The sequence below is a fragment of the Bradyrhizobium centrolobii genome (assembly GCF_001641635.1).
Classification (GTDB): domain Bacteria; phylum Pseudomonadota; class Alphaproteobacteria; order Rhizobiales; family Xanthobacteraceae; genus Bradyrhizobium; species Bradyrhizobium centrolobii.
The window spans coordinates 213411-236113 of record NZ_LUUB01000051.1 but is presented as its reverse complement, the minus strand read 5'-3'; the positions used below and the strand labels follow the sequence as shown (position 1 = coordinate 236113).

At 67.0% G+C, this 22703-nt stretch carries 21 protein-coding genes and 1 riboswitch; of the genes, 4 read left to right on the top strand and 17 right to left on the bottom strand.

Annotation, left to right across the window (positions count from 1 at the left end):
• Nucleotides 1-10: 10 nt before the first annotated feature.
• A complete protein-coding gene (locus AYJ54_RS14635; RefSeq protein ID WP_063699594.1) occupies nt 11-631 on the bottom strand; it encodes a UbiX family flavin prenyltransferase in 621 nt (206 codons plus the stop codon).
• Nucleotides 632-797: 166 nt separating this feature from the next.
• Between AYJ54_RS14635 and AYJ54_RS14630 the strand changes: the two genes are divergently transcribed.
• Together AYJ54_RS14630 and AYJ54_RS14625 are read left to right on the top strand one after the other, a co-directional pair.
• Entirely contained in the window at nt 798-1778 is a 981-nt protein-coding gene (locus tag AYJ54_RS14630; RefSeq protein ID WP_063699593.1) for a LysR family transcriptional regulator, read from the top strand.
• Nucleotides 1779-2036: 258 nt separating this feature from the next.
• On the top strand, nt 2037-3077 hold the full coding sequence (locus tag AYJ54_RS14625; protein ID WP_063699592.1) for a Bug family tripartite tricarboxylate transporter substrate binding protein: 1041 nt from the start codon (nt 2037-2039) through the stop codon (nt 3075-3077).
• Here the strand turns inward: AYJ54_RS14625 and AYJ54_RS14620 are convergent, their stop codons facing one another.
• Nucleotides 3078-4499: a PepSY domain-containing protein gene (locus tag AYJ54_RS14620; protein WP_063699591.1), complete on the bottom strand. Its 1422-nt coding sequence runs from the start codon at nt 4497-4499 to the stop codon at nt 3078-3080. It lies immediately after the preceding gene.
• Between the two features lie 12 nt (nt 4500-4511).
• Nucleotides 4512-6869 (bottom strand): TonB-dependent receptor, encoded by a 2358-nt coding sequence (locus tag AYJ54_RS51285; RefSeq protein ID WP_063699590.1) that lies wholly within the window; start codon nt 6867-6869, stop codon nt 4512-4514.
• Nucleotides 6870-6984: 115 nt separating this feature from the next.
• Nucleotides 6985-7185, bottom strand: a riboswitch (cobalamin riboswitch).
• A gap of 70 nt (nt 7186-7255) precedes the next feature.
• Here AYJ54_RS51285 and AYJ54_RS14610 point away from each other — a divergent pair.
• Complete coding sequence (locus AYJ54_RS14610; protein WP_063699589.1) at nt 7256-7828, top strand: histidine phosphatase family protein; 573 nt, start codon at nt 7256-7258, stop codon at nt 7826-7828.
• Between the two features lie 3 nt (nt 7829-7831).
• Here AYJ54_RS14610 and cobT read toward each other — a convergent pair whose 3' ends face one another.
• From cobT to AYJ54_RS14575, 7 genes are read right to left on the bottom strand one after another with little or no spacing between them, the layout of a single operon-like run.
• Nucleotides 7832-8884, bottom strand: coding sequence for a nicotinate-nucleotide--dimethylbenzimidazole phosphoribosyltransferase (cobT, locus tag AYJ54_RS14605; RefSeq protein ID WP_063699588.1), 1053 nt, complete (start codon nt 8882-8884; stop codon nt 7832-7834).
• 15 nt (nt 8885-8899) lie between these two features.
• A complete protein-coding gene (gene cobF, locus AYJ54_RS14600) occupies nt 8900-9649 on the bottom strand; it encodes a precorrin-6A synthase (deacetylating) (RefSeq protein ID WP_063699587.1) in 750 nt (249 codons plus the stop codon).
• A complete protein-coding gene (cobA, locus tag AYJ54_RS14595) occupies nt 9646-10377 on the bottom strand; it encodes a uroporphyrinogen-III C-methyltransferase (protein ID WP_063699586.1) in 732 nt (243 codons plus the stop codon). Before cobA ends, cobF begins: the two co-directional genes overlap by 4 nt.
• A complete protein-coding gene (locus tag AYJ54_RS14590) occupies nt 10374-11684 on the bottom strand; it encodes a cobyrinic acid a,c-diamide synthase CobB (protein ID WP_063699585.1) in 1311 nt (436 codons plus the stop codon). The genes cobA and AYJ54_RS14590 overlap by 4 nt, the downstream gene beginning before the upstream one ends.
• Nucleotides 11684-12466, bottom strand: coding sequence for a precorrin-4 C(11)-methyltransferase (cobM, locus tag AYJ54_RS14585; protein ID WP_063699584.1), 783 nt, complete (start codon nt 12464-12466; stop codon nt 11684-11686). The genes AYJ54_RS14590 and cobM overlap by 1 nt, the downstream gene beginning before the upstream one ends.
• Nucleotides 12463-12831: a cobalamin biosynthesis protein gene (locus AYJ54_RS14580; protein WP_063699732.1), complete on the bottom strand. Its 369-nt coding sequence runs from the start codon at nt 12829-12831 to the stop codon at nt 12463-12465. Before AYJ54_RS14580 ends, cobM begins: the two co-directional genes overlap by 4 nt.
• Nucleotides 12828-14009 (bottom strand): bifunctional cobalt-precorrin-7 (C(5))-methyltransferase/cobalt-precorrin-6B (C(15))-methyltransferase, encoded by a 1182-nt coding sequence (locus tag AYJ54_RS14575; protein WP_063699583.1) that lies wholly within the window; start codon nt 14007-14009, stop codon nt 12828-12830. Before AYJ54_RS14575 ends, AYJ54_RS14580 begins: the two co-directional genes overlap by 4 nt.
• Here AYJ54_RS14575 and AYJ54_RS14570 point away from each other — a divergent pair.
• Entirely contained in the window at nt 14008-14754 is a 747-nt protein-coding gene (locus AYJ54_RS14570; RefSeq protein ID WP_063699582.1) for a cobalt-precorrin-6A reductase, read from the top strand. The genes AYJ54_RS14575 and AYJ54_RS14570 overlap by 2 nt on opposite strands.
• Here the strand turns inward: AYJ54_RS14570 and cobJ are convergent.
• Genes cobJ through AYJ54_RS14535 form a run of 7 tightly spaced genes read right to left on the bottom strand, consistent with a single transcriptional unit; the run spans nt 14730 to nt 22637 of the window.
• Nucleotides 14730-15464, bottom strand: coding sequence for a precorrin-3B C(17)-methyltransferase (cobJ, locus tag AYJ54_RS14565; protein WP_063699581.1), 735 nt, complete (start codon nt 15462-15464; stop codon nt 14730-14732). The two genes, AYJ54_RS14570 and cobJ, sit on opposite strands and share 25 nt — an antisense overlap.
• Nucleotides 15461-16192, bottom strand: coding sequence for a precorrin-2 C(20)-methyltransferase (locus tag AYJ54_RS14560; protein ID WP_063699580.1), 732 nt, complete (start codon nt 16190-16192; stop codon nt 15461-15463). Before AYJ54_RS14560 ends, cobJ begins: the two co-directional genes overlap by 4 nt.
• Before the next feature lie 2 nt (nt 16193-16194).
• Nucleotides 16195-16824 (bottom strand): precorrin-8X methylmutase, encoded by a 630-nt coding sequence (locus AYJ54_RS14555; protein ID WP_063699579.1) that lies wholly within the window; start codon nt 16822-16824, stop codon nt 16195-16197.
• Nucleotides 16824-17987 (bottom strand): precorrin-3B synthase, encoded by a 1164-nt coding sequence (gene cobG, locus AYJ54_RS14550; RefSeq protein WP_063699578.1) that lies wholly within the window; start codon nt 17985-17987, stop codon nt 16824-16826. Before cobG ends, AYJ54_RS14555 begins: the two co-directional genes overlap by 1 nt.
• Nucleotides 17984-21232, bottom strand: coding sequence for a cobaltochelatase subunit CobN (cobN, locus tag AYJ54_RS14545; protein ID WP_063699577.1), 3249 nt, complete (start codon nt 21230-21232; stop codon nt 17984-17986). The genes cobG and cobN overlap by 4 nt, the downstream gene beginning before the upstream one ends.
• The gene (cobW, locus tag AYJ54_RS14540; RefSeq protein ID WP_063699576.1) at nt 21232-22266 is read right to left on the bottom strand and encodes a cobalamin biosynthesis protein CobW; all 1035 of its coding nucleotides are present in this window, start codon (nt 22264-22266) and stop codon (nt 21232-21234) included. Before cobW ends, cobN begins: the two co-directional genes overlap by 1 nt.
• Entirely contained in the window at nt 22263-22637 is a 375-nt protein-coding gene (locus AYJ54_RS14535; protein ID WP_063699575.1) for a DUF1636 family protein, read from the bottom strand. Before AYJ54_RS14535 ends, cobW begins: the two co-directional genes overlap by 4 nt.
• Nucleotides 22638-22703 lie beyond the last annotated feature (66 nt).

The following is a 22703-nucleotide window of genomic DNA, read 5'->3' as shown; positions in this document are numbered from 1 at the left end:
GGTCTTTAAGTCAGGTGACAACCTTGCGCAGCCCCGGCGAGCGGCGCTTCAGCGCCTCGTCCTCGCCCCAGCGGCGCACGATGCCGACATCGATGTCGAAGAGGTCGAGCACGCGGCCGACGGTGTGCTCGACCATGTCCTCCAGGCTCTCGGCCTTGGCATAGAAGGCGGGCACGGGCGGCGCGATGATCGCGCCCATCTCGGACAATGCTGTCATGGTGCGCAGATGGCCGGTGTGCAGCGGCGTCTCTCGTACCATCAGCACGAGGCGCCGGCGCTCCTTGAGCACGACATCGGCGGCGCGGGTGAGCAGCGTCGTGGTCACGCCCGAAGCGATCTCCGACATCGAGCGCATCGAGCAAGGCGCTACGATCATTCCGGCGGTGCGGAACGAGCCGCTCGAGATCGGCGCGGCCATGTCGTCGATCGCGTGACTGGCGTGGGCAAGCTCCCTCACCTCCGCGATCTTCAGATCCGTCTCATAGGCAAAGGTCCGCTCGGCGGTCTTCGACATTACGAGATGCGTCTCGACGCCGGCATTGCGGAGCAGCTGCAGGAGCCGCACCCCATAGGCGACGCCCGAGGCGCCGGAGATGCCGATGATCAGCCGCTTGGGGCCCGCGTCCTGCATGTCGTCGTTCCGCTCCCGTGGGTCCGCGGCACAGCGTCATGAGCCGGGCCTGCGCAATTCGGCAGCCAGACTAGGACGGCTCGCACCATCAAAACAAATAATGATTGATTATGAGATCAATCATCTGGAATGATGAGTTGGCGAGAACGAACGGCAGGAGACCCCCATGGAAATCAGGCAGATGCAGTATTTCCTGTGCCTCGCCGAGGAGAAGAACGTCACCCGCGCCGCCCGCCAGCTCAACATCGTGCAGCCGGCGCTGAGCATGCAGATCGCCAAGCTCGAGGCGGAGCTCGGCCAGAAGCTGTTCGACCGCAGCGTCCAGGGCATGACGCTGACCAGCGCCGGCGAGACGCTGCTGCGGCTGACCGCGCCCATCGTCCGCGATGCGGAGTATGCGCGTCAGGAGATGGCGCAGCTCGGCGGGCGTATCTCCGGCCGCGTCTCGGTCGGCCTGATCACCTCGGTGGCGCAGAGCACGATGGCGAGTTCGTCGGCAACCGTCGCCAGCCGCTATCCCGAGATCACCCTGTCGGCCTGCGAGGGCTACACCGAAACGCTGGTCGATTGGGTCAACACCGGCCAGCTCGATTTCGCGCTGATCAACGTGCCGCGCCGGCGCACCCCGCTCGCCGCGCATCACGTGATGGACGAGGAGATGGTCTTTGCCTGCCGGAAGACGAACCCGATCAGGCCGCCGGCGAAATTGCGTTTCGACCACATCGCGAAATTCGATCTCGTGCTGCCCTCGAAGCGGCACGGCCTGCGGCTGATTTTGGACGAGCACGCCGCCGCTATCGGCATCGACTTAAGGCCGCGGCTCGAGCTCGATACCCTGCCCGCTCTGTGCGACGTGATCGCGACCACCGATTTCGCAACGGTGTTGCCGACCATCGCGTTACGGCAATCGCTTGCGAACGGGGCGATCAGGGCCCATCGCTTCGACGAGCAAAGGATCGTGCGCTCGATCGCCTGGGTGCATCATCCCCGGCGAACGGTGTCGGTCGCGGCCAAGGCCGTGCTCGATGTCATCAGTCACGATCTTGCAGAGGCTGCGGATGCGGCCAGAGCGTTCGTGGAGCCGGCCTCTCGCGGCGCGACCACGCGCAAGCGGCGCCGGCAGTCTCGGCGGGGCGCGAACGACTAGGGTTCGGTTCGCCGGCTAGCCGCCCGGACAGAATGTCGCGCCTCAGCGCAAAATGAGACGGGTTGGTAAGTTTTGAGACCGGCCGGCATGACGGTGCGGTTGGCCGCCTCACTACGTTCCAGCGCAAGCGCAGAAAATCGCGGTGGGACAAGAGCTTTTTGGGATCGACGCCATGGCGCGCGCGGTCTCGAGCCCGACGATCCCCGGCGAATTCCGCGAGCATCAAAACAATAACGCAGTCGGGAGATTCAGTCCGAGATGGCAAGGTACGGTCGCAGCACGATTCAAGGCACAGAGCGGCACGGGGACGAATGCCGTCCCGACCGCAGATCGGTCCTGTCGCTGTGCGCGGCGGCGGCCCTTGCCGCGACCGGAATTCGCCCCGCCGGCGCGCAATCCGATTATCCCAGCCGACCGGTCCAGGTCTACGTACCCTTTGCCGGGGGCAGCGCCAGCGACGTGATCACGCGCATCCTGCTCAACCGGATGGCGACATCGTTCGGGCAGACTTTTGTGGTCGACAACCGCCCCGGCGCCGGCGGCAATATCGGGACCGCGGCGGCCGCGCATGCCGCAGCCGACGGCTATACGCTCCTGATGAGCACCTCCGGGCCGCTCGCTGCCAACAAATCGCTGTTCAGGGAACTCGGCTACGACCCACTAAAGGATCTGGCGCCGATCGGCCTGTTCGCGACCATGCCGAACGTCGTCGTCGTCAACTCGAAACTTCCGCCGAAATCGCTGCGCGAGCTGATCGACTATGCCAAGGCGCATCCGAGGGAGCTGAACTACGGCACCGTCGGCGTCGGCTCCTCGCAGCATCTAGCCGGTGCCTATTTCGAGCAGCTCACCGGCACCGAGCTCACGCATGTGCCCTACCGCAACATCTCCAACTACACGCCGGACTTCATCTCCGGCCAGGTGCCGCTCGGATTCCAGCTTCTGCCGAACGTCATCGGCCTGATCAGGAACGGCGATGCCCGCGCGCTTGCGGTTGCCAGCGACAAGCGCATGACTGCGCTGCCGGACGTACCGACGGCAGCCGAGGCCGGCCTGCAGAACTATGAGAGCGCCGCCTGGCTCGCCCTGCTCGCGCCCACCAACACCGGCAGGGCGTTGATCGACAAGATCTATGCCGCAATGTCTGAAGCGGTGAACGATCCGAAGGTGAGCGCTCTCTTCGTCGAACAGGGCGCCGAGCCGCTGGTGCTCGATCCGCAAGGCCTCAGGGATTTCATGACCTCGGAAACTTCGAAATGGGCTGGGATCATCAGGAAGATCGGGATCGAGCCGATGTGATTACGCGTCCCGGGCAGCGCACGAGAGACGCAAGCGGCGCCAGCCGATGACGATGCCGGTTATGGAGAATCCTAGCCCGAGGGCACAGAGGCCGACGATCAAGCCGTCGCGCAGCGACGGATGCGCCAAAAGAATCGGAAAGTCGAGCGTGTGCAGCGCGCTATAGAGCCAGCGATAGGCCCGTCTCGACGCATCAAGCCTTTGCAGCACGCTGCCGTCAGCGCCGTCGACATCAAACCAGACGTCGCCGCATCTGACGCGGTACACAGGCGCACTGGGGACGATGGACTGCGCGGGATAGTCGTCATTGGCTGCAAGGGCTGACGGCGCGCTACAGCCAGTCGCAAGGCGGGCCACAAAGCCCTCAACCTCGCGTGGGCTGAGAAACCCTGTCCGCTGATCGAGGGCGCTCTCGCCTACCCCCGACAGGACCTGCTTATCGAGCACGAGCCGGTCGCGACGATAGAGACGCCCGTCGAAGGCGAGCCATTCGACCTCGCGGATGGAGGGTGATAGCGGCTCACGATCGAGCGATACGGCTGCGGTCCAGTCCGGCGCGACACCCGCAGCGCTGGCCTCGGCCCGGGTCAATTGTCCGCGTGAAAACAGCCGGCCGTGATCCATGGAGAGCCAACCGCTGAAGATCCATGTCAGCACGAACACGGTCGCCACCAGGCCGATGACGTGATGCAGCGCGTGCCATCCACGGTAAGGCACTCTGACCCGGGTGATCCCGAGCACCGCGCCCAATACCGCGGCGATCAGGGCCAGCAGCGACAGCGTCCAGACCACGCGATCCCATAGCGGCCAGTTGCTTCTGAGGACCGTCGGATAGATCCAGTGCAGCACGCTGCCGGCGAGATTCCACCCGCGCTCACTCCGTGTCGTATCCAGCACGACCTCGCCGGTGCCGGATGAGACATAGACCTCGGTCCCTGCAACGTCGCCGAGCGCCACGCGAAACAGCGGCCGGTGGCGATCAAATCCGTTCGGCACGCTCCATTGATCGTAGTCCGCGCGCGCGACGATGGCCGCGCGCGTAGCGTCGAGCCCGCGCCGACCGGCATGATCCCGCGCGATCGCCAGCGCGATATCGGGCGACGTCACTGCTGCATCCGCTCCATCGGAGGTGTGGACAGCGCGCATGCGCAACGAGTTCGAGACGATGTACACCGGGCCATCGCTGCGCTGGATCAGGCGGACGCGCCTGGCATCCGTGACCCCGCTGGCGGCCACCGCGTCGGCGACGGCTACGACCGCCGCCGTGCTCTCCAGAGGCGCGAGGCCGGCAACACGTTCCGCTTCGGTCAACGACGGAAACGGGACGAAGTGCATCACGATCCCCGTCGCAAACCACATCGCGAACAGGAGGCAGAACGCGATGCCGAGCCAGCGATGCAGCAGGACGATCACGCCCATCATACGCTCAATGCCTCACCATTTGAACGCGGCGGAGATCTCGTAGGTACGCGGGGCTCCCAGCAGGACCTGGTCCGGATAGAATGGATCGCCCCAGATCGCGTAGCGCTTGTCTGTGATGTTGCGCACGCGGAACGTCAGGCGGGCCTGATCGACGGCGTTGAAAACGGTCTTGGGGATGTCGACGAAGGCGTAGACATCCGCCACGGTGTAGGCGTTCAGCGTCACAACGTTCGCATCGGTGTTGTAGCGGTCGCCGACATGGCGGCCGACGATGCCGAGCTCGACCGGCCAAGGCGTGAAGAAGCGGTAGGAGGCACCGGCATTCGCCACAATGCGCGGCACGTTCGGCGGGGTATTGCCGGAGAACGAGCCGCCGACGAAATTGTAGTCTGCATAGCGCGCATCGACATAGGCGATGTTGCCCCATAGCCGCAAAGATTCGATTGGCCGGACGGAGGCTGCAAGCTCCACACCCTTCGACTCCTGCCGTCCGGCAATGTTGAGCTGCATGCCGCCGGCCGCGGCATAGACGTTCTTGCGCAGGATGTCGTAGGCCGAGAACGACCACTCCGCCCTGTTGTCCCAGAACAGATGCTTCACGCCCGTCTCATAGGTGCGCGAGGTCGTCAGGTCGAGCGGCTGGGTCGGCGCGAGCAGGAAGATATTGTTGGCGGAGACGTCCGCACCGGTGGCGTACTGGCTGAAGAAGGTCAGGCCGGGAACGGCGTCCCAGGTGTAGCCGATGCGCCCGGTCACCGGCACCCAGGACTTGGAGAACGGGAAGTTCGCCTTCTCGAGGCCATTCACGTCGGTCGAGTTGCGGTCGAGCCCGATATGCTCGACGCGCAGGCCGCCGACCAGCGCAAAGCTGCGCGTGAGTTTTAGCCGGTCCTCGAACGACAGCGCCTCATTGTCGATGCGCGCGGTCTGCTGCTGCATCGTGAGCAGGCCGTAATAGCCGCGCGCGGGATCGACCAGCGTGACGAGATCGTGCGGGAAATTGGCAGCGCCAGGCCGGACGAAGTCGAGGTCGCTCACCGCAAGCGTCGTGACGAAGCGGTTGTCGAGGCCTGCGATGTTCGCATCCCAGGTCAGGTCGGTGATGTTGCCGACCAGCCGCTGGCTGTGCGCGACGTAGAAGCGCTCACGGTCGACAAGGTTCGAATTGGCGTTGAACGCCTCGACCTCGTTGTTGAACCAATCACGCTCCGCGCCATAGCCATAGGCCTGGCTCTTCAGGGTAAGGTCGGGCGCGAGCTTCAGCTCGAAGCCGCCGCGCAGCCACACCTCCTGCGCCACGTTGCGATTGTCGAGCACATTGTAGTTGGTGTTAAAGGTGCGGTCATCGATCGTAATGGCACCGAGATTCGTTCCGTTGTAGTTCGAGACATAGTTGCCGGACACGATGCCGCTCGTCGCGTGCGCGCCGCTGAAGGCGATCGGCACCAGCGGCGCGCCCCAATAGGCTTTGCCGCGGTCCTCCCGGTACTCGATCGCGCCCCAGATCTTGAGGCTGTCGGAGATGCGGTAGTTGAGCTGGCTGGAGACGTCGAGCGTCTTGGTGTTGGTGTCGTCGGCAAAGCCGTTGAGCGAGGAACGGCTGATGTCGATGCGATAGTCGAGGCCTTGAATGTTGGTGCTGCCGCCGGAGCCGTAATGCGCGCGCAATGAGTTCAGGGAGTCCCAGGAGAAATCAGCTTCGTTCCGGATGGGTCCGGTATGCGGCTGCTTGGTGACGAGGTTGATCGCGCCGCCGGCGGCACCCTCGCCCGACATCAGCGAGGCCGGGCCTTTCACGAATTCCACGGCTTCCAGATTGGACGTGTCCATGATGCGCGACGTCATGTTCTGTGGGCCGATCTTGATGCCGTTGTAGAGCGTGTTGATCTGGCTGTTGGTAAAGCCGCGCATCGAGAAGGCCGAGGGCTCGGCCGGATTATCACCGGAAGTGACGCCGACTGCGCCTTGGGCAACCTCCGACACGGTGCGATAACCCTGCTCCCGCATGGTCTCGGCCGAGATTACCTCGACGGTCGCAGGTGTTTCGTGCACGGTCAGGCCGAGGCGCGAGGCACTCTCGGCCACCACATTCGTGTTGAGCGGCGTCTGCGGTGCGGTCGGTACGACCGGCTTCTGTGCGGCCGGCACTGCGGCAGGCCTGGCCGCCGCCGTGGCGCGGCGCGCGGGCCGTCCTTCGCTGCGAGCGGGCTTGGCCGGCTTGCGGGACTGGGCAGGCGTGACCTCGACAGGCGGCAGCGGATCGCGGGCCTGCTGCGCGGAAGCCGCGGGCATGTTGACGAATGCAACTGATGTGAGAGCGGCGGGCGCGAGCAGAAATTTGCGCAGGCGCGCGGCACGGATGGAAGACATGGTTCGAATCTCGGTATGACGTCAGTGGCACGTCACAGCGAACCAGAACCCACCATCGGCCTTGCAGGCCTTCCGATGAAGCCGAATGTCTGTACTCCCCGACCGACATTTTCGCGTGTGACCACGGCTGACGGCAGGTCTCCTGGCTTGCGGGTCATGACCGCTTCGTCGCCTTCCCGGGACCGAGGACCCAGTGGCTTCTGACGAAGGATTCTCCGCTCACAGTTGCGGGGGCAGCTACGGCATTGGGGAAACATCCCCGCACCGCATTCCCTTTTCATCCCCTTTCGGGGAAACCGTCACGGCCATCTAGGATTAAGACCCAGACGGAGTCAATGTGCGTGAGCTGCGGCGTTCTTGCCGCAGTGGCTTTCAGGAGACATCGAATGGAAGGGGAGACCTTCCTCTGGCTGATGCGTCATGCGGTCGTCGATGGCGTCGCGGGCACGATCCATCTGCCGGAAGCGCCGGCCGATCTCGGCGATCACATGCAGTTCGACGCGCTGCGACGGCTCCTGCCGCAGAATGCGGCGAGCTATGCGAGCCCGTCGCAACGGACAGTCGATACGGCGCGGGCGCTGGGGCTCGATCCGATACTCGTGCCGGAGTTCGGCGAACAGGATTTTGGCGACTGGACCGGCCAGCGCCACGACGCGCTCGCCGCGGCGGGCGGCGATGCCTATGCGCAGTTCTGGAACGACCCCGCGCGCGCGAGGCCACCGGGTGGCGAAAGCTTCGAGGAGCAGGTTAGCCGCGTCCGCCAAGGCCTGGCGCAGATCCCAGCCGGTCCGGCCATTCTCGTGGTCCACTCCGGCACCATCCGCGCCGCGCTCTGCATCGCGCTCGATCTTGCGCCAGAGGCGGCCTTGCGCTTCGTCATCGATCCGCTCTCCCTCACCCGCATCGACCGGCTCGCGTCCGGCTGGCGCGTCCTGTCGGTCAATCAGCGGGCCGGTTGAACATCAGGCCGGGCGATCCGGTACATTGGCCTGCGCGAACGTCGCCATGCCGTTGTGGAGCGCGCAGGCCATCCGCACCAGCGGCAACGCGATCGCGGCACCCGATCCTTCACCCAGCCTGAGATCAAGGCTGATCAGCGGCTGAACGTCCAGCGCGCGCAGAACCAAGCGGTGCCCGTGCTCCGCAGATTGATGCGAGGGCAGCAGGAACGGCTGGCATGATGGATTGAGACGCACTGCCGCCAGCGCCGCGACCGAGACGATGAAGCCGTCGACCAGCACCGGAATCCGGTGCTGTGCCGCGGCGATGATTGCGCCACAGATGGCCGCGATTTCGAGGCCCCCGACCACGCACAGGATTTTTTCGACCGACGCACCGGCAAGCCCGTGGCGCGCAAGCGCGGCATCGATCACGCGAGCCTTATGCGCGCGGCCGGCCGCGTCAACGCCGGTGCCGCTGCCGGCGATCTCCTCGGCGCTGACGCCGAGCAGCGCCGCTGCAATCGCCGCCGAGGTTGTGGTGTTGCCGATGCCCATTTCTCCAAGTATCAGCAGATCGGGCTTAGATGGCTCCGCACGGGCGACCGCGCGCTGTCCGCATGCGAAGGCAAACGCCAACTCCGAAGGCTCGAGCGCGGCCTCAACACTGAAGTCCCGCGTGCCGTTGCGCGGCTTGTCGGTGACGACACCTGCCATCTCCGCCTGCGCCAGTGTACCGGCATCGACCACTTCGAGGCGCGAGGCAAGCTCGCGCGCCAACACCGAGATCGCGGCGCCGCCCGAGGCAAAATTCGCCATCATCGCGATGGTCACCGCTTGCGGATAAGCCGAGACGCTTTGGGCGACGATGCCGTGATCGCCGGCGAAGATGATGATCGGTACCTCACCGGCGCGGGGATGCTCCGTCGCTTGCAGGCCCGCAAGCTCGATCGCAAGCTGCTCGAGCCGGCCGAGCGCGCCGGTCGGCTTCGTCAGTTGCGCCTGCCGCGCGATCGCCGCGTCGCGATGGACCGCGGAGACATCAGGGCATTTTTGATAGACCCATTCGGGGAGCATGCTGCCTCGCTTGCCTCACGGCCTGCGCTTGAGAATGTAGCTGTCCATGATCCAGCCATGCCGCTCGCGCGCCTCCTGCCGGAGGGCGACAATGCGCGGACCGACTTCAGTAAGTGCACCGGACATGATGATCTGGTCGGGCATGCCGAGATAGGCGCCCCACCAGATGTGCAAGCCGTTCGGATCGAGCGACTGAAACGCCGTGCCGCCATCGAGCATCACGACGACGGTGTTGGTATCTTGCGGCCAGCCGCCTTCGCGCAAGCGCCGTCCCGTCGTGACGAGAAAAGGTTCCCCGATGTCGTTCAGCGGCAGCGCATGCGCCGCACAGAGCGCCTGGATCGAGGTGATGCCTGGGACCACCTCGATCTTCGGCAACGGATCAAGCCGGCGCGCAATGCGCAGCGAGGAATCGTAGAGCGAGGGATCGCCCCAGATCAGCAGCGCGACGCGGCCCTCGCTCGCGAGGTGGCTTGCGATGGTTTGCGACCAGGTCGCGGCAACTGCGTCATGCCAGTCATCCACGCCCTTGCGGTAGTCCGCCTCTTCTGCGTCACGTACAGGCAAATCAAATTCGGCAATCCGAGTGTTCTTGCTGGTGAGCACGTCCGCGCAGATTGTCCGCCGCAATTCGGCGAGATCGGATTTCGTGGTCCCCTTGCGCGGAATCAGGACAAGGTCGGCCGCGTTGATGGCGCGGATCGCAGCCCGCGTGAGCTGCCCGGGATCGCCGCAACCGATGCCTATCAACGAGAGCGTCATCATGATCGATCGCTCTCCGCAAGGGCTCCGAACAGGATGACGGCCGCCGTCGTGGCCGCGCCGCCCCGCGCGAGCTGCTCCGCAAGCTCGGCGATGGTGGTGCGCAGCAGCCGCTCATCCGGGCGCCCGAGGGATTCGGCGAACAGCGCCGGCGTGTTCGCGGCGAGGCCGTGCGCGATCAGCTTCGCGGCGAGATCCGGAAACGTGCGCCGGCCCATATAGACCACAGTCGTCGCCTCCGGATCAGCCAGCGCCGCCCAGTTGAGATTTTTGGGCAATTCGCCAGTGACATCGGCCCCGGTCACGAACTGGACCCGTCGCGAGGTGTGGCGCCGAGTCAGGGGAATGCCGGCCTCAGCAGCCGCAACGCAGGCCGAGGTCACGCCGGGAATGATCTCGTAGCCGATGCCGGCCGCGCGCAACGTCTCGATCTCCTCCTCGAGGCGGCCGAATATGCCGGCATCGCCCGACTTCAGCCGCACCACGCGTGCGCCGGTGGCGGCATAGTCGACCAAGAGGCGGTTGACGTGCTGCTGCTTGGTCGAGGGACGCCCTGCCCGTTTCCCCACCGCCACGAGAATGGCGCCGGGCCGAGCGAGATCGAGGATCAAGCCCGAGGCGAGGTCGTCATAGAGCACGACGTCGGCTTCGCGCAGGCGTGCAGCCCCCTTCACCGTGAGGAGATCGGGATCGCCGGGGCCGGCGGAGACGAAGGAGACGAAGCCGCTCACCGGTCCTCCGCGATCAGATGAAAGAACGTGCCTGTGGCCCGGTCGCGGCGCGAGCCGGTCTCGGCAATGACCGCGCCGGTGGCGTCGCGCACGACCGCGAGCGCCGCATCGGGCTGCGCGATGATGGTCGAATAGTGGAACTCATGGCCGCGCAGGCGCGCGCCGGCGCGGTGTCCCGGCATCGGCGCAGAAAGTTCGGCGAGACGATAGCCGAGATGCATGCGGCGCTTTGCAAAACTCGTCTCCAGGCCAAGGAGGCCCGTCATCTCGTGGCGGGCACCGTCGGCGTCGGTCAGGGCGGTTCCCAGAACCATATAGCCTCCGCATTCGCCATGCACGGGCCGCGTCTCAGCAAAGGCGCGCAAGCCGCTGCGAAAGCGCGTGTTGGCAGCGAGTTGACCCGCGTGAAGCTCGGGATAGCCGCCGGGGAGCCAGCAGACGTCGGCACCCGCATCGGGGACTTCGTCGGCGAGCGGCGAGAATGTCACGATCGCGGCGCCAGCATCGCGCCAGGCTTCCAGCATGTGCGGATAGACGAACGAGAACGCGGCGTCGCGGGCCAGCGCAATGCGCTGCCCGGGCGGCGTCACGTTCAGGCCGTTTGCTGCTGTCTGCGGCGACCAGGCGGCGGCCGATCGCAGCACCGCATCGAGATCCACATGCTCGCTGACGAAGCGCGCAGCTTCACCGATGAGGCCGCCGATCTCCGCCTGCTCCTCGGCCTGCACGAGGCCGAGATGCCGCTTCGGCAGGCTGATCTCGGCATGGCGCGGCAGCGCACCCAACACGGCAATGCCGGCATCGCTGAGCGCGCGCCGCACGAGGTCCTCGTGACGCGGGCTCGCGACGCGGTTGAGCACGACTCCGGCAAGGCGCACGCCGGCACGATAGTCGCGCAAACCCGCGGCGATGGCAGCCGCCGTCTGCGCCTGCCCCGAGGGATCAATCACCAGCAGCACCGGCCAACGCATCATCTCTGCGACATCGGCGGTGGCGCCCGTGCCGGAGACGCCGCGCGTCGCAACGCCATCGAACAGGCCCATCGAGCCCTCGGCAAGCACGATATCGGCGTCGGCGCCGCGGCCGACCAAGTGCGCGATCGTCGCGCGGTCCATCGCCCAGCTATCGACGTTGACAGAGGCGCGCCCCGTGGCGGCGGCATGGAAGGCGGGATCGATATAATCGGGTCCGCTCTTGAAGCATTGCACCCGCAACCCGCGATCGCGCCAAGCACGCGCGAGTGCCAGCGTCAGCGTCGTCTTGCCAACGCCGGAGGCGGGTGCGGAGATGACGAGGCCTGCCGGCATCACGACGCCTCCGGAAAGCGCGGCGCTGAACCGACCGGGCGATAACGACGGTCATAATCGGCCGCGTAGAGGCGGCTCTCGGAAAAATCTGCCGAGCCAAGCGTCTTGCCGACCAGGATAAGCGCGGTGCGTTCGAGCTCGGCGCCGACGGCGGCATCGAGAGTGGCAAGCGTGGCGCGCACGATGCGCTGGTCCGGCCAGCTCGCGCGCCAGACGATCGCGACCGGACAATCCGCGCCGTAATGCGGCGTGAGCTCGGCGGTGACCTTGTCGAGCAAATGGATCGACAGATGGATCGCGAGCACCGCTCCGGTCGCGGCGAATGCGGCGAGCTTCTCGCCCTCGGGCATCGCGCTCGCACGGCCCGGCGTGCGCGTCAGCACCACGGTCTGTGCGAGCCCGGGCAGCGTGAGTTCAGCTTCCAGCGCTGCTGCTGCCGCCGAGAAGGCCGGCACGCCTGGCGTCACGGTATAGGGAATGCCAAGCGCGCGCAGCCGGCGCAACTGCTCGCCCATCGCTGACCAGATCGACAGATCACCCGAATGCAACCGCGCGACGTCCTTGCCCTCCGCATGAGCAGCGGCGATCTCGGCGATGATCTCGTCGAGCGACAGCGGCGCGGTGTTGACGATCCGCGCGCCCGGCGGGCAATGCGCCAGCACGCCTTCGGGCACCAGCGAGCCGGCGTAGAGGCAAACCGGACAGGCGGCGATCAGATCGCGTCCGCGCAGCGTCAAGAGGTCGGCAGCGCCCGGCCCCGCGCCGATGAAATGCACCGTCATTCGCCGTCTCCTTCCGCGATCGCCGCGGTCGCAGTCCGGTCCTGCGAGACCGCCCGTGTCGCAATCAGCCGCGCGCGAGGCCCGGCGGCCGCGAGCGCCGCAGCTTCCGCGACCGATCCCGTGCCGAACCTTTCCGTGATCAGCTTCGACTGGGTCGGCGTTGCGATGCCCGCCAGTACATCGGCCGGAACGACCTTGATCGGCACGCCGCATTCGCGCGCGAGGATTTTTAGCGCCTCCGCATCGGCCTTGTCGCTGACGGTTGCCACGGCCGCAAGGCCTTCGACGCCGCCGGCCGCAAGAAGCGCTTCGCGCAGTGAGGCGAGCGTGACATCGCGTTTGAATCCGAGGCCGGCGACTTTCATCGGACCCCGCTCCATTGCACCACGGGTCGCGCCGCCTCCCAGGACCGATAACGGCCGAGCGGACCGGCATGTGCAATTTCGACCCGCATCAACTCCCCGCCGTGCTGCTGTTGCAGCTCGCCGAGCAGCGCTTCCGTCTCCAGCGTCACGGCATGAGCTACCATCCGCGTGCCGGGTGCAATCCGCGACCAGACCGCATCGAACATCGCACTGTCGAGGCCCCCGCCGATGAAGACGGCATCCGGCGTTTCAAGCGCCGCGAGAGCGCCAGGTGCCTCCTGGGCGATAACGGTGATCCGATGCGCCAACCCGAAAGTGGCCGCGTTGCTGCGAATGTTTGCCGCGCGATCCTCGCGCGCTTCGACAGCGATCGCCGTTCCACCGCACAGCGCCCATTCGACGGAGATCGAGCCTGAGCCGGCACCGATGTCCCACAGCCGCTCGCCGGGGCGCGGCGCCAGCGCGGAGAGGGCGAGCGCACGGATCGGCCGCTTGGTGATCTGGCCGTCATGGACGAAGAGATCGTCCGACAGGCCGGAGCTGCGAGGCATGCCTTCTGCTCCCCTCGCCTCCAGCGCCACTGCGACCAGGTTTCCAGCAACCTCGCGGGCAAAGCCGTCAGCGCGACACTCCCTGACGCTTTCATGCGGTCCGCCGAGCGCAGCGAGAGTCCAGAAGGCCGAGGCACCCCATCCGCGCTCGCTCAGCCATTCTGCGAGATCGCCGGCCGCCTTGCCGTCGCGGACCAGGCAGATGATCCGAGCATCGCGCGCCAGATGCGGCGCAAGGCGCTCGAATGGCGCGGCGTGGAGACCGAGACAGGTGACGGATTCGAGGCGCCAGCCCAGCCGTGCGGCGGCGAGCGAGAAGGTTGACGGCGCGGTATGCGCGATCCACTCGCCTTTATCGAGTTTCTCGGCAAGGCTTCCACCGGCGCCATGCCAAAACGGATCGCCAGAGGCGAGCACCACCGTCGGACGGCCGCGGCGACTCAGCACGATCTCGGCATCGAACGGCACTGGCCAAGGCCGACCGCGATCGGTGATGCCTGCGAGCGCAAGATGACGCTCGCCGCCGAAGACGGTTTCGGCGTCGGCAAGCGCCTTTCGGCTTGCGTCCGACAGGCCCGCAGGGCCATCTTCGCCGATACCGATGATGGTCAGCCAGGGATTAGCCATGACGCGCGCCCTCATTCTGGGCGGAACGGCCGACGCAAGCTTGCTTGCGGCCGAGATCGCGCGCGCGGGCATCGAGGCCGTCTATTCCTATGGCGGCCGCACCCGCGCCCCGGCCGGCCAGCCGCTGCCGACCCGCATCGGCGGTTTCGGCGGCACAAGCGGTCTTGCCGACTACATTCGGCGCGAAGGCATTACGCATGTGATCGATGCGACGCATCCCTTCGCGGCGGAGATGAGCCGTAATGCAGTCGCGGCTTGCGACAACACGGGAACGCCGCTGATCGCGCTCGAGCGCGCACCGTGGGACAAGGCGTCCGGCGACAACTGGATCGACGTCGCGGATGTCAATGCAGCCGTCGCGGCTCTTCCGGAGAGCCCGGCCAAGGTGTTCCTCGCCATCGGCCGCCAGCATATCGCGCCATTCGCGACGAGGCTGCAGCACGCCTACACGCTGCGGTTTGTGGATCCGCCCGAAGGGCCCCTGCCCTTCGCGGCTGACGTGATCGTGTCGCGCGGGCCGTTCACGCTCGCTGGCGAACTGGAGATGATGCGCGAGCGCGGCATCGCATGGATCGTCGCCCGCAACTCCGGCGGCGATGGCGCGCGCGCCAAGGTCGACGCCGCCCGCGCGCTTGGGCTTCCCGTGATCATGATCGCGCGGCCGGAGCTGCCCGAGAGATCGCGGGTGGAGAGCGTCGCCGAGGTGATGCAGTGGCTTGGTCACCGGACGCCCCGCGGCGCATAGAGCCAGCGGCCAACGCGGCGCGTCTGCGAATTGCCGACGATCACGAGCGTGCGCATATCGGCCATCTCGGGCCGGGCCTCGTTCAACTTGACGGTCTCGATCTTCTCTTCGGGCGCGCTGACCGCGCGCGCGAAGATCACCAGGCGCTCGCCGCAGCCGGCGTCCTTCAACACCGCTAGCGCGCGGCCAAACCCTTCCGGTCGACTCACCGAGCGCGGATTGTACATCGCGATGGCAAAATCGGCTTCCGCGGCGAGCCGCAGACGCTTCTCGATCACCGCCCACGGCTTGAGATTGTCAGAGAGATTGATCGCGCAGAAATCATGGCCGAGCGGCGCGCCGGCGCGCGCGGCCGCCGCCAGCATCGCGGTCACGCCGGGCAGCACGCGGATCGGAAGCTCCCGCCATTGCGGCGTCTGTTCGAGTGCCTCGAACACGGCAGAGGCCATCGCAAAGACGCCGGGATCGCCGGAGGAGACGATGACGACCTGCGCGCCTTCGGCAGCGAGGCGCAAGGCCTCGCTCGCGCGCTGCAACTCCTCGCGGTTATCGGATGGATGGAGGGTGAGCCCGGCCCGCCGCGGCACCCGCGCAACATAGGGGGCATAGCCCAGAATATCGGTCGCCGCCGCGAGTGCGGCGGAGACTTCCGGCGTCACCAGCGCGTCGCTGCCCGGCCCAAGGCCCGCAATGGTCAGCGTGCCCGTCATTCGGCGGCGTCCAGATGCCGGCCCTTGCCGTGCACGAGCACGATCGCGAAATAGGGACACTCGGCCGCATCGACGTCGGCAAGCCGCGCGACGCGCTCGCCCGGCATGGTGCCGCGTTCGACCAGCCAGGCATCGGCGAGCCGACCGGCCGAAGCCAGTGCGCGACGCACTTTCTGGAGGTTGCGGCCGGTCTTCATGATGACGAGCGCATCGGAATCGCGCATGCGTCGTTCGAGTTCGTCCTCGGCCAGCGTGCCCATCAGCATCGTCGTGACATCGTCGCCGAGCGCGATCGGCTGGCCGACCGCGTTCCAGCATCCGACCATGCCGGGAATGCCGGCAATCACCTCGATCGCGACGCGGCCTTGCAGGCGTGCGTGCAGATGCATGAAGGAGCCGTAGAAATAGGGATCGCCTTCGCAGAGCACGACGACGTCGACAGCGCGCGCCAGCCGCGCCAGCCGCTCCGTCCATTCGTCGTAGAAGCCGGCAAGCAGCTTCACATACTCCGGACTGTCGAAGGCGATCTCCGTGGTGACCGGATATTCCATGGGATATTCGGTGACGTCAGCGGCGAGCATGCCTTCGACGATGCGGCGCGCCTGACCGGGACGCCCCTTCTTGCGGAAATAGGCGACGTGCTTGGCGGCGCGCACGGTGCGGTCGGCGCGCACGCTCATCAAATCGGGATCGCCGGGGCCGAGACCGCAGCAGATAATGCGTCCCATGGCTATTCGCTCCGGCTCGCGAGCGCGTTCACGGCGGCGACCGTGATCGCGGAACCGCCGAGGCGGCCCTCGACCGTCAGCGCGGGCGCCGGCGGATCGGCCATCAGCGCGGCCTTGGATTCGGTCGCTCCGACGAAGCCGACCGGGCAGCCGATGATCGCTGCCGGCCGCGGGCAGTCGCGGTCCTCCAGCATGTTGAGGAGATGAAACAGCGCGGTCGGCGCGTTGCCGATCGCAACGATCGCACCGTCGAGATGCGGCCGCCAAAGCTCCAGCGCCGCGGCCGAGCGCGTGTTGCGCATGGATTGCGCCAGCGCGGGAACGGCGGTGTCGCCGAGCGTGCAGATGACCGCATTTCCGGAGGGAAGTCTCGCGCGCGTGATGCCCTCGGAGACCATGCGCGCGTCGCACAGGATCGGCGCGCCATTCTGCAATGCGGCGCGCGCCGCGGTCGCCATACCCGGCGTGAAGCGGATATGAGTTTCCAGGCCCACCATGCCCGCGGCATGAATCATCCGCACCACGACCTGTTCCTCGTCGGCCGTGAAGCGCGCCAGATCCGCTTCAGCCCGGATGGTGGCGAAGGATTGCCGGTAGATCGCCGCGCCGTCGGTCTCATAGAGATGCGGCATCAGTGTCCTCCCACCAGAATGGAGGGATCACCGACGATGTCGGCGCCGCTCAAGCCGCGCAGGATGGGTTCATCGCGCGTCGAGCCGTCGCGGACGAGATCGAATCCGGCGCGGGTCGCCACCAGCGTGACCGCGGCCGCGCCGGAATGGGCACAGCCCTTGGCGCAGCCGGAGACGTGAAGCCGAGTATCCGCGGCGATACGCGGCGCGAGCGCGGCTGCGAGCGCGCGGGTGTCGGCATGGGCCTCGCGGCAGCGTGGCGCACCGCTGCAAGCGATGACGCGCAGCGCGGGATCAAAGGGTTCAGTGATAAGCTCCGCCGCACTGGGCATCTCCCGCTTGCCTTCGCTGAGAACCATCCGCCACGGCGTCATGCGCAGCGCATGTCCGCACGCGGACAGTTGGTGCAGCGTCGTATGCGGCAGTTGCCCGAAGGCGATGCCGACCAGCACGCCTTGCGGATATTGGCCGGGACGCGCCGCGGCCATGACCGGCGCGGGCTCGGTCTCACCGCGCAACGCCTCAGGCAATGTCGCACCGGCCGCGACATGGGCCGCCATGCGCCCTCGCCCGCCCTTGGCGCCGCCGGAGACGATGAACCAATTTGCGAGCGCCAATGCCATCGTCACAGCCTCGCCGCGAGCAGCGGAGCGCCCGAGCGTCGCGCCGTCGGCCCGCACCAGAAGCCCGCCGGCACGGTCGCGCTCGATGCGCACATCAGCGGAATCGCCGGCGAGCACGCGCGAGGTCCCATCGTCGATGGCGAAGCCGAACTTGGTGGGAAGGTCGAGCGTGCTGTCCGCGAGCGTCTCCTCGAGCTCGGCGGCGAGCGCCTGCGTCTCGTCGCGATCGCCCCAGAACGGCGTCACCAGGATGTTGCGACGCGATTCCGTAGCCTGATCGGGATCGAGCAGCCCCAATCGTGCGAGGCCGTCGAGCAGCGGCCGATGGCCCTGTTCGTCGACGCCCCGGATCTGGAGATTGGCACGGCTGGTCACGTCGATCAGGCCATTGCCGTAACGTCCGGCGAGATCGGCAATTCCGGCAATTTGCGTTGCATCGAGGCGTCCGCCGAACGGACGGACGCGGACGACGAGACCATCGCCCGACTGCATCGGCCGCAGCGCACCGGGGCACCAGCCCTTGATCGCGATCGCGCTCATGAGGCCTCCCGCAGCGCCGCCGCGATCGAATTGCGGCGCGTTCGCCAGAGCGAAGCCTCATGCAGGCGCGTGAAGCAGGTTTCCATCGCGGTGAGCGCCGCCGGATTTTCGCGCGCCATGAAGGCGAGAACGTCGTCGTTGCCGAGCGTCGCGTCGAAGTAGAGATCGAACAGATGCGGCGGCACCGCGCCCGCAAGATGAGCAAAGGCCGCCATATGCTCGAGCGTCGCGGTGATCTCGGCAGCGCCACGAAAACCGTGGCGCATCATGCCGGCGATCCAGGCCGGATTGGCGGCGCGTGCACGGACGACGCGCGAAATCTCCTCGGTCAGCGTGTGCGCGTGCGGCCGGTCGGGGCGCGTCGCATCGAGATGATAGAGCGACGGCGCGGCCGCGCCGAGATGTGCTGCGGCTGCGGCGACACCTGCTTCATGCGCGGCATAATCCGCGGCGAGCAGCAGATCGGTTTCCGGCAAGTCCTGGACGTGGACGAAGGCATCGGCAGAGGCGAGTCGAGATTCGATGCCGGCGCGATCTGGCTGCATCGCACCATCGGCGGAGAACGCCCAGGACGATGCCGAGAGCCAGGCTTCGCCCGCGGCCTCCCGCGTATCAGGCGTGAAGGCATCCGGGATCGCCGACAAGGCAACGCCGTATTGTCCGGGGCGCGGCGCGAACACGCGGGACGCGCGATGGCGATACGGGTTCTCGTCGCCCTCGTCCTCACGCGCGGAGAGCGCTTCGGTCGCCGCCTCGAACAATTGCGCAAGGCTCGAAAAGACGTCGCGGAACAGGCCCGAGACGCGCAGCGTGACGTCGATGCGGGGCCGGCCGAGTTCGGCCGGCGCAACGATGTCGTAGCCGGTCACGCGGCCCGATGCATGATCCCAGCGCGGCGCAAGGCCGGCAAGGTGCAGAGCCATCGCGAACTCCTCGCCTGCGGTGCGCATCGTTGCGGAGCCCCAGAGATCGACCACGAGCCCCTTCGGCCAGTCGCCGTGATCCTGCAAGTGGCGACGGAGCAGCTCTTCGGCGAGCTTGATTCCCTGCGCATGCGCCGACGGCGTCGGCACGGCGCGCGGATCGACTGCGAACAGGTTGCGCCCCGTGGGCAGCACGTCCTGGCGCCCGCGGTAGGGTGAGCCCGACGGCCCTGGCGCGACGCGACGGCCCGCAAGCGCAGCGGCCAGCGCGTCCCGCTCCGCCTCGCCGCAGGCGCCGCGGCCGAACACGTGGAGACCATCGCCGAACTGGCTTTCCTTGAGATCGCAGACGAAACGATCGATCCGCGGAATCGCTTCCGCCGGCGCAGCCGAAGTGTTCAGGCCGAGATCATCCTCGAGTCCGGCGGCGCGCGCTTCGTCTCGGATCGCGGCGATCAGGCGCTGGCGGCGGGCAGGATCGAGACCGTCAGCGGTCGAATACTCGTCGAGCAGCTGTTCGAGGCGGCGCAGGCCTTCAGGTACAGCTGATTGCGTGAGCGGCGGCGGCAAATGCCCGATCGTGACGGCGGAGGTGCGCCGCTTGGCTTGCGCCGCCTCGCCGGGATCGTTGACGATGAAGGGATAGATGACGGGCAGATCGCCGATCAGCGCTTCCGGCCAGCAGCTCGATGACAGCGCGACGGATTTTCCGGGCAGCCATTCCAGCGTGCCATGCGCGCCCATGTGCACGACGGCGTCGATGCCCTGCTGCCGGAGCCAGAGATAGAACGCGACATAGGCGTGGCGCGGCGTGCGGGCGAGATCGTGATAGTCCGCGTCGCGGGTGCTCGTATCGCCACGCTCCGGCTCGACCGCGATGATCGACCTGCCGCATCCGACGCCGGCGAAATGGAACGCGCCGTCGCGGCAACTCGGATCATCTTCCGGTGTGCCCCAGGCGCGTGCAAGATCGTCCCGCAACTCCTTCGGAAGACGCGCGAGCGCTGCGCGATAATCGGCGACGCTCCAGGTCACTTTCTGCTTCAGCAGTGTCACACCGAGCCCATGGGCCGGGGTGACATCGAATCCGGATTCCGCAAGATCAGGCAGCAGCGCTTCGACCGAGGCAAGCGCATCGAGGCCAACCGCATGCGCGATCTGATGCGGGCGGCCAGGATAGTTCGAGAGCACGATCGCCAGCCGCTTCTCGCCGGCCGGCTTCTCCGCAAGCCGCCGCCACGCTGCGGCGCGCGCGGCCACCGCGCCCACGCGCTCCTCATCAGGCCTGTGCGCAAGATGCGAGAACTGCAGATCGGGATCGCGCATCGCGGCCGACTTGAAGCTCACCACGCCCGCGAACAGGCGGCCATCGACCTCGGGCAGCACCACATGCATTGCGAGGTCGCCAGGCGACAGGCCACGCAGCGAGGTAGCCCAGTCCTCGCGCCGCGCCGTCGAGAGCGCCACCTGGAACACCGGGCACGATGCGGCGTCGAACGGCGTCGTGCCGTCGTCACCGGTTGCGGAGAACGCTGTCGCATTGACGATCGCAGCGGGCGGGTCTTGCGCGAGGTAAGCCCGCAACCAATCCGCGACGCCCGCGGCCTTCAGCGAGACGACGAACACGCCATGGGCGTCAAAGCCGCGCCCGCGCAGCGCCGCGATCAGGGCGTCGATCGGACCGGTGTCCGCGGCAGTGAGATAGGCGCGATAGAAGGTCACGAGCGCGCGCGGCCTGCCATCGGAGCCCGGCAGCGCCGCGATCACGCCACGCGCGGGATCGTAAAAGCCCATCTCGGGAACGTTCATCTCGCCGACCACCGGCCCGGCATAGAGGCCCGAGGCCAGCGCGAGCTGCGCGATGGCGGCCTGGGCCGCGACGGGACCGCCGGTGTCGCAGAGCACCTTGAGCCGCCGCAGCGTCGAGACGGGCAAAGTTGAGTACGCGTCCAACCGCGTGTCGTCGCGACCATCGGCCGGGAGCACGGCGAGCACGATGCCACGCGCGTTTGCGAGTTGATGCAGGGCGGCGAGTCCGTAGGACCAGTAGGACTCACCGCCGATCAGGCGCACCAGGATGCCGCGCGCCTGCGAAAGCGTGCGCTCGATATAGGTGTCGACCGAGAGCGGGTGACGGAGCTCCGCGAGATTGGCAAGCCGCAGCGACGGCAGGCTGTCGCGGCCGCGCCGCCAGCCCGCCGCGAACGCGGCAAGGTCGGAATCCGAGAACGAGAGCACCACGAGATCGGCCGGGTCCTGGCCGATGTCCCTTGGCGTCGCGGTCTCCTCGAGACCGCGGCTCTCGCGGAAGACGACATGCATCAGACACCAAGTCCCGCCTTGATCGCGGCTTCGTCAATATCGCCGTGCTCACCAATCACGACGAGTTTTGACTGCCGCGCACCCGCGTTCCACGGCTTGTCGAACTGGTGACGCACGCGTTCACCAACCGCCTGCAGCAGCAGGCGCATAGGCTTGCCCGCAACCGCGATGTAGCCTTTGGCGCGCAGCACGTTCTGCTCGCGCGCAAGCTTCTGGATCGATGCAACCAGCGCGTCGACATCCCTGACTTCCGGAAGATCGATCACGACGGAGGCAAAGTCGTCATGCTCGTGCTCCTCCTCGCCGTCATGATGCGAGGGACGCGCGGCAAGATCATTCTCTGCAGCAGCGCCCAAGCCGAGGATCACGCGCGCGTCGATTGCGCCGTCGGTGACCGGCAGCATCGGCACGCGGCGCGGCATTTCGGCGGTGATCAACGCCTTGGCTGCTTCCAGCCCTGCGGCTCCAGCGAGGTCAGCCTTGGTCAGCAGCACGATGTCGGCGCAGGCGATCTGGTCCTCGAACACTTCCGACAACGGCGTCTCGTGATCGAGATTTTCATCGGCCGCGCGCTGCGCTTCAACAGCGTCCGGATCCGGCGCGAAACGGCCGGCGGCCACGGCCTCGGCGTCGGCGAGCGCGATCACGCCGTCGACCGTGATGCGCGAGCGGATCTCAGGCCAATCGAACGCCTTGAGCAGCGGCTTTGGCAGCGCCAGGCCCGAAGTTTCGATCAGAATGTGATCGGGTTTTACGGGCCGCGCCAGCAACTGCTTCATAGTCGGAATGAAATCGTCGGCAACGGTGCAGCAGATGCAACCATTGGCGAGCTCGACGATGTTCTCTTCCGGGCAGTTCGCGTCGGCGCAGGACTTTAATATCTCGCCGTCCACGCCCTCGCTGCCGAACTCGTTGACGAGCACCGCGAGCTTCTTGCCGTTGGCGTTGCTGAGCAGATGCTGGATCAGCGTCGTCTTGCCCGATCCGAGGAACCCGGTGACCACCGTGACCGGGACTTTTGCGAGTGAGTTCATTCGGCGGCCTCCGGCACGACGGCAATAGGGGGAATGCGGGCAAGCGACTGCTTGCGGAATATCTCGGGACGGCTGCGCCAGGGCACGATGCCGTCGGGCGCTGCCGCATAGGCCGTAGCCCCCGCGATCACGTCACGCGCATTGGCATCGGACAGGCGGCCATAGACATAGGACCAGCGGCCGGTCGCGCTCAGCGCCACCGAGCAGCCCTGGTTGCAGGCCGACAGGCATTCGACGGGAACCACGGTGACGCCCTCCGGCACGCCGGCGTCGAGGATTGCACCGTGCAGCCGGGCACCGGGCGTGGCTTCGCCCTCGGCGAGCGTCTGGCCGGCACGGCAGGTGATGCAGACATGAAGCGTGACGGTCATCGCCCCTTCCACGAAAGACGGCCGGAGGCGATGAGGCGCACGAGCCATTCTGGCGAAGGCCCGTTT

Excerpts from the sequence above, each read along its gene's own strand:
- AYJ54_RS14635 (WP_063699594.1), bottom strand. The coding sequence starts at position 631 with ATGCAGGACGCGGGCCCCAAGCGGCTGATCATCGGCATCTCCGGCGCC.
- AYJ54_RS14630 (WP_063699593.1), top strand. The coding sequence starts at position 798 with ATGGAAATCAGGCAGATGCAGTATTTCCTGTGCCTCGCCGAGGAGAAG.
- AYJ54_RS14625 (WP_063699592.1), top strand. The coding sequence starts at position 2,037 with ATGGCAAGGTACGGTCGCAGCACGATTCAAGGCACAGAGCGGCACGGG.
- AYJ54_RS14620 (WP_063699591.1), bottom strand. The coding sequence starts at position 4,499 with ATGATGGGCGTGATCGTCCTGCTGCATCGCTGGCTCGGCATCGCGTTC.
- AYJ54_RS51285 (WP_063699590.1), bottom strand. The coding sequence starts at position 6,869 with ATGTCTTCCATCCGTGCCGCGCGCCTGCGCAAATTTCTGCTCGCGCCC.
- AYJ54_RS14610 (WP_063699589.1), top strand. The coding sequence starts at position 7,256 with ATGGAAGGGGAGACCTTCCTCTGGCTGATGCGTCATGCGGTCGTCGAT.
- cobT (WP_063699588.1), bottom strand. The coding sequence starts at position 8,884 with ATGCTCCCCGAATGGGTCTATCAAAAATGCCCTGATGTCTCCGCGGTC.
- cobF (WP_063699587.1), bottom strand. The coding sequence starts at position 9,649 with ATGATGACGCTCTCGTTGATAGGCATCGGTTGCGGCGATCCCGGGCAG.
- AYJ54_RS14590 (WP_063699585.1), bottom strand. The coding sequence starts at position 11,684 with ATGCCGGCAGGCCTCGTCATCTCCGCACCCGCCTCCGGCGTTGGCAAG.
- cobM (WP_063699584.1), bottom strand. The coding sequence starts at position 12,466 with ATGACGGTGCATTTCATCGGCGCGGGGCCGGGCGCTGCCGACCTCTTG.
- AYJ54_RS14580 (WP_063699732.1), bottom strand. The coding sequence starts at position 12,831 with ATGAAAGTCGCCGGCCTCGGATTCAAACGCGATGTCACGCTCGCCTCA.
- AYJ54_RS14570 (WP_063699582.1), top strand. The coding sequence starts at position 14,008 with ATGACGCGCGCCCTCATTCTGGGCGGAACGGCCGACGCAAGCTTGCTT.
- AYJ54_RS14575 (WP_063699583.1), bottom strand. The coding sequence starts at position 14,009 with ATGGCTAATCCCTGGCTGACCATCATCGGTATCGGCGAAGATGGCCCT.
- cobJ (WP_063699581.1), bottom strand. The coding sequence starts at position 15,464 with ATGACGGGCACGCTGACCATTGCGGGCCTTGGGCCGGGCAGCGACGCG.
- AYJ54_RS14560 (WP_063699580.1), bottom strand. The coding sequence starts at position 16,192 with ATGGGACGCATTATCTGCTGCGGTCTCGGCCCCGGCGATCCCGATTTG.
- AYJ54_RS14555 (WP_063699579.1), bottom strand. The coding sequence starts at position 16,824 with ATGCCGCATCTCTATGAGACCGACGGCGCGGCGATCTACCGGCAATCC.
- cobG (WP_063699578.1), bottom strand. The coding sequence starts at position 17,987 with ATGAGCGCGATCGCGATCAAGGGCTGGTGCCCCGGTGCGCTGCGGCCG.
- cobN (WP_063699577.1), bottom strand. The coding sequence starts at position 21,232 with ATGCATGTCGTCTTCCGCGAGAGCCGCGGTCTCGAGGAGACCGCGACG.
- cobW (WP_063699576.1), bottom strand. The coding sequence starts at position 22,266 with ATGAACTCACTCGCAAAAGTCCCGGTCACGGTGGTCACCGGGTTCCTC.
- AYJ54_RS14535 (WP_063699575.1), bottom strand. The coding sequence starts at position 22,637 with ATGACCGTCACGCTTCATGTCTGCATCACCTGCCGTGCCGGCCAGACG.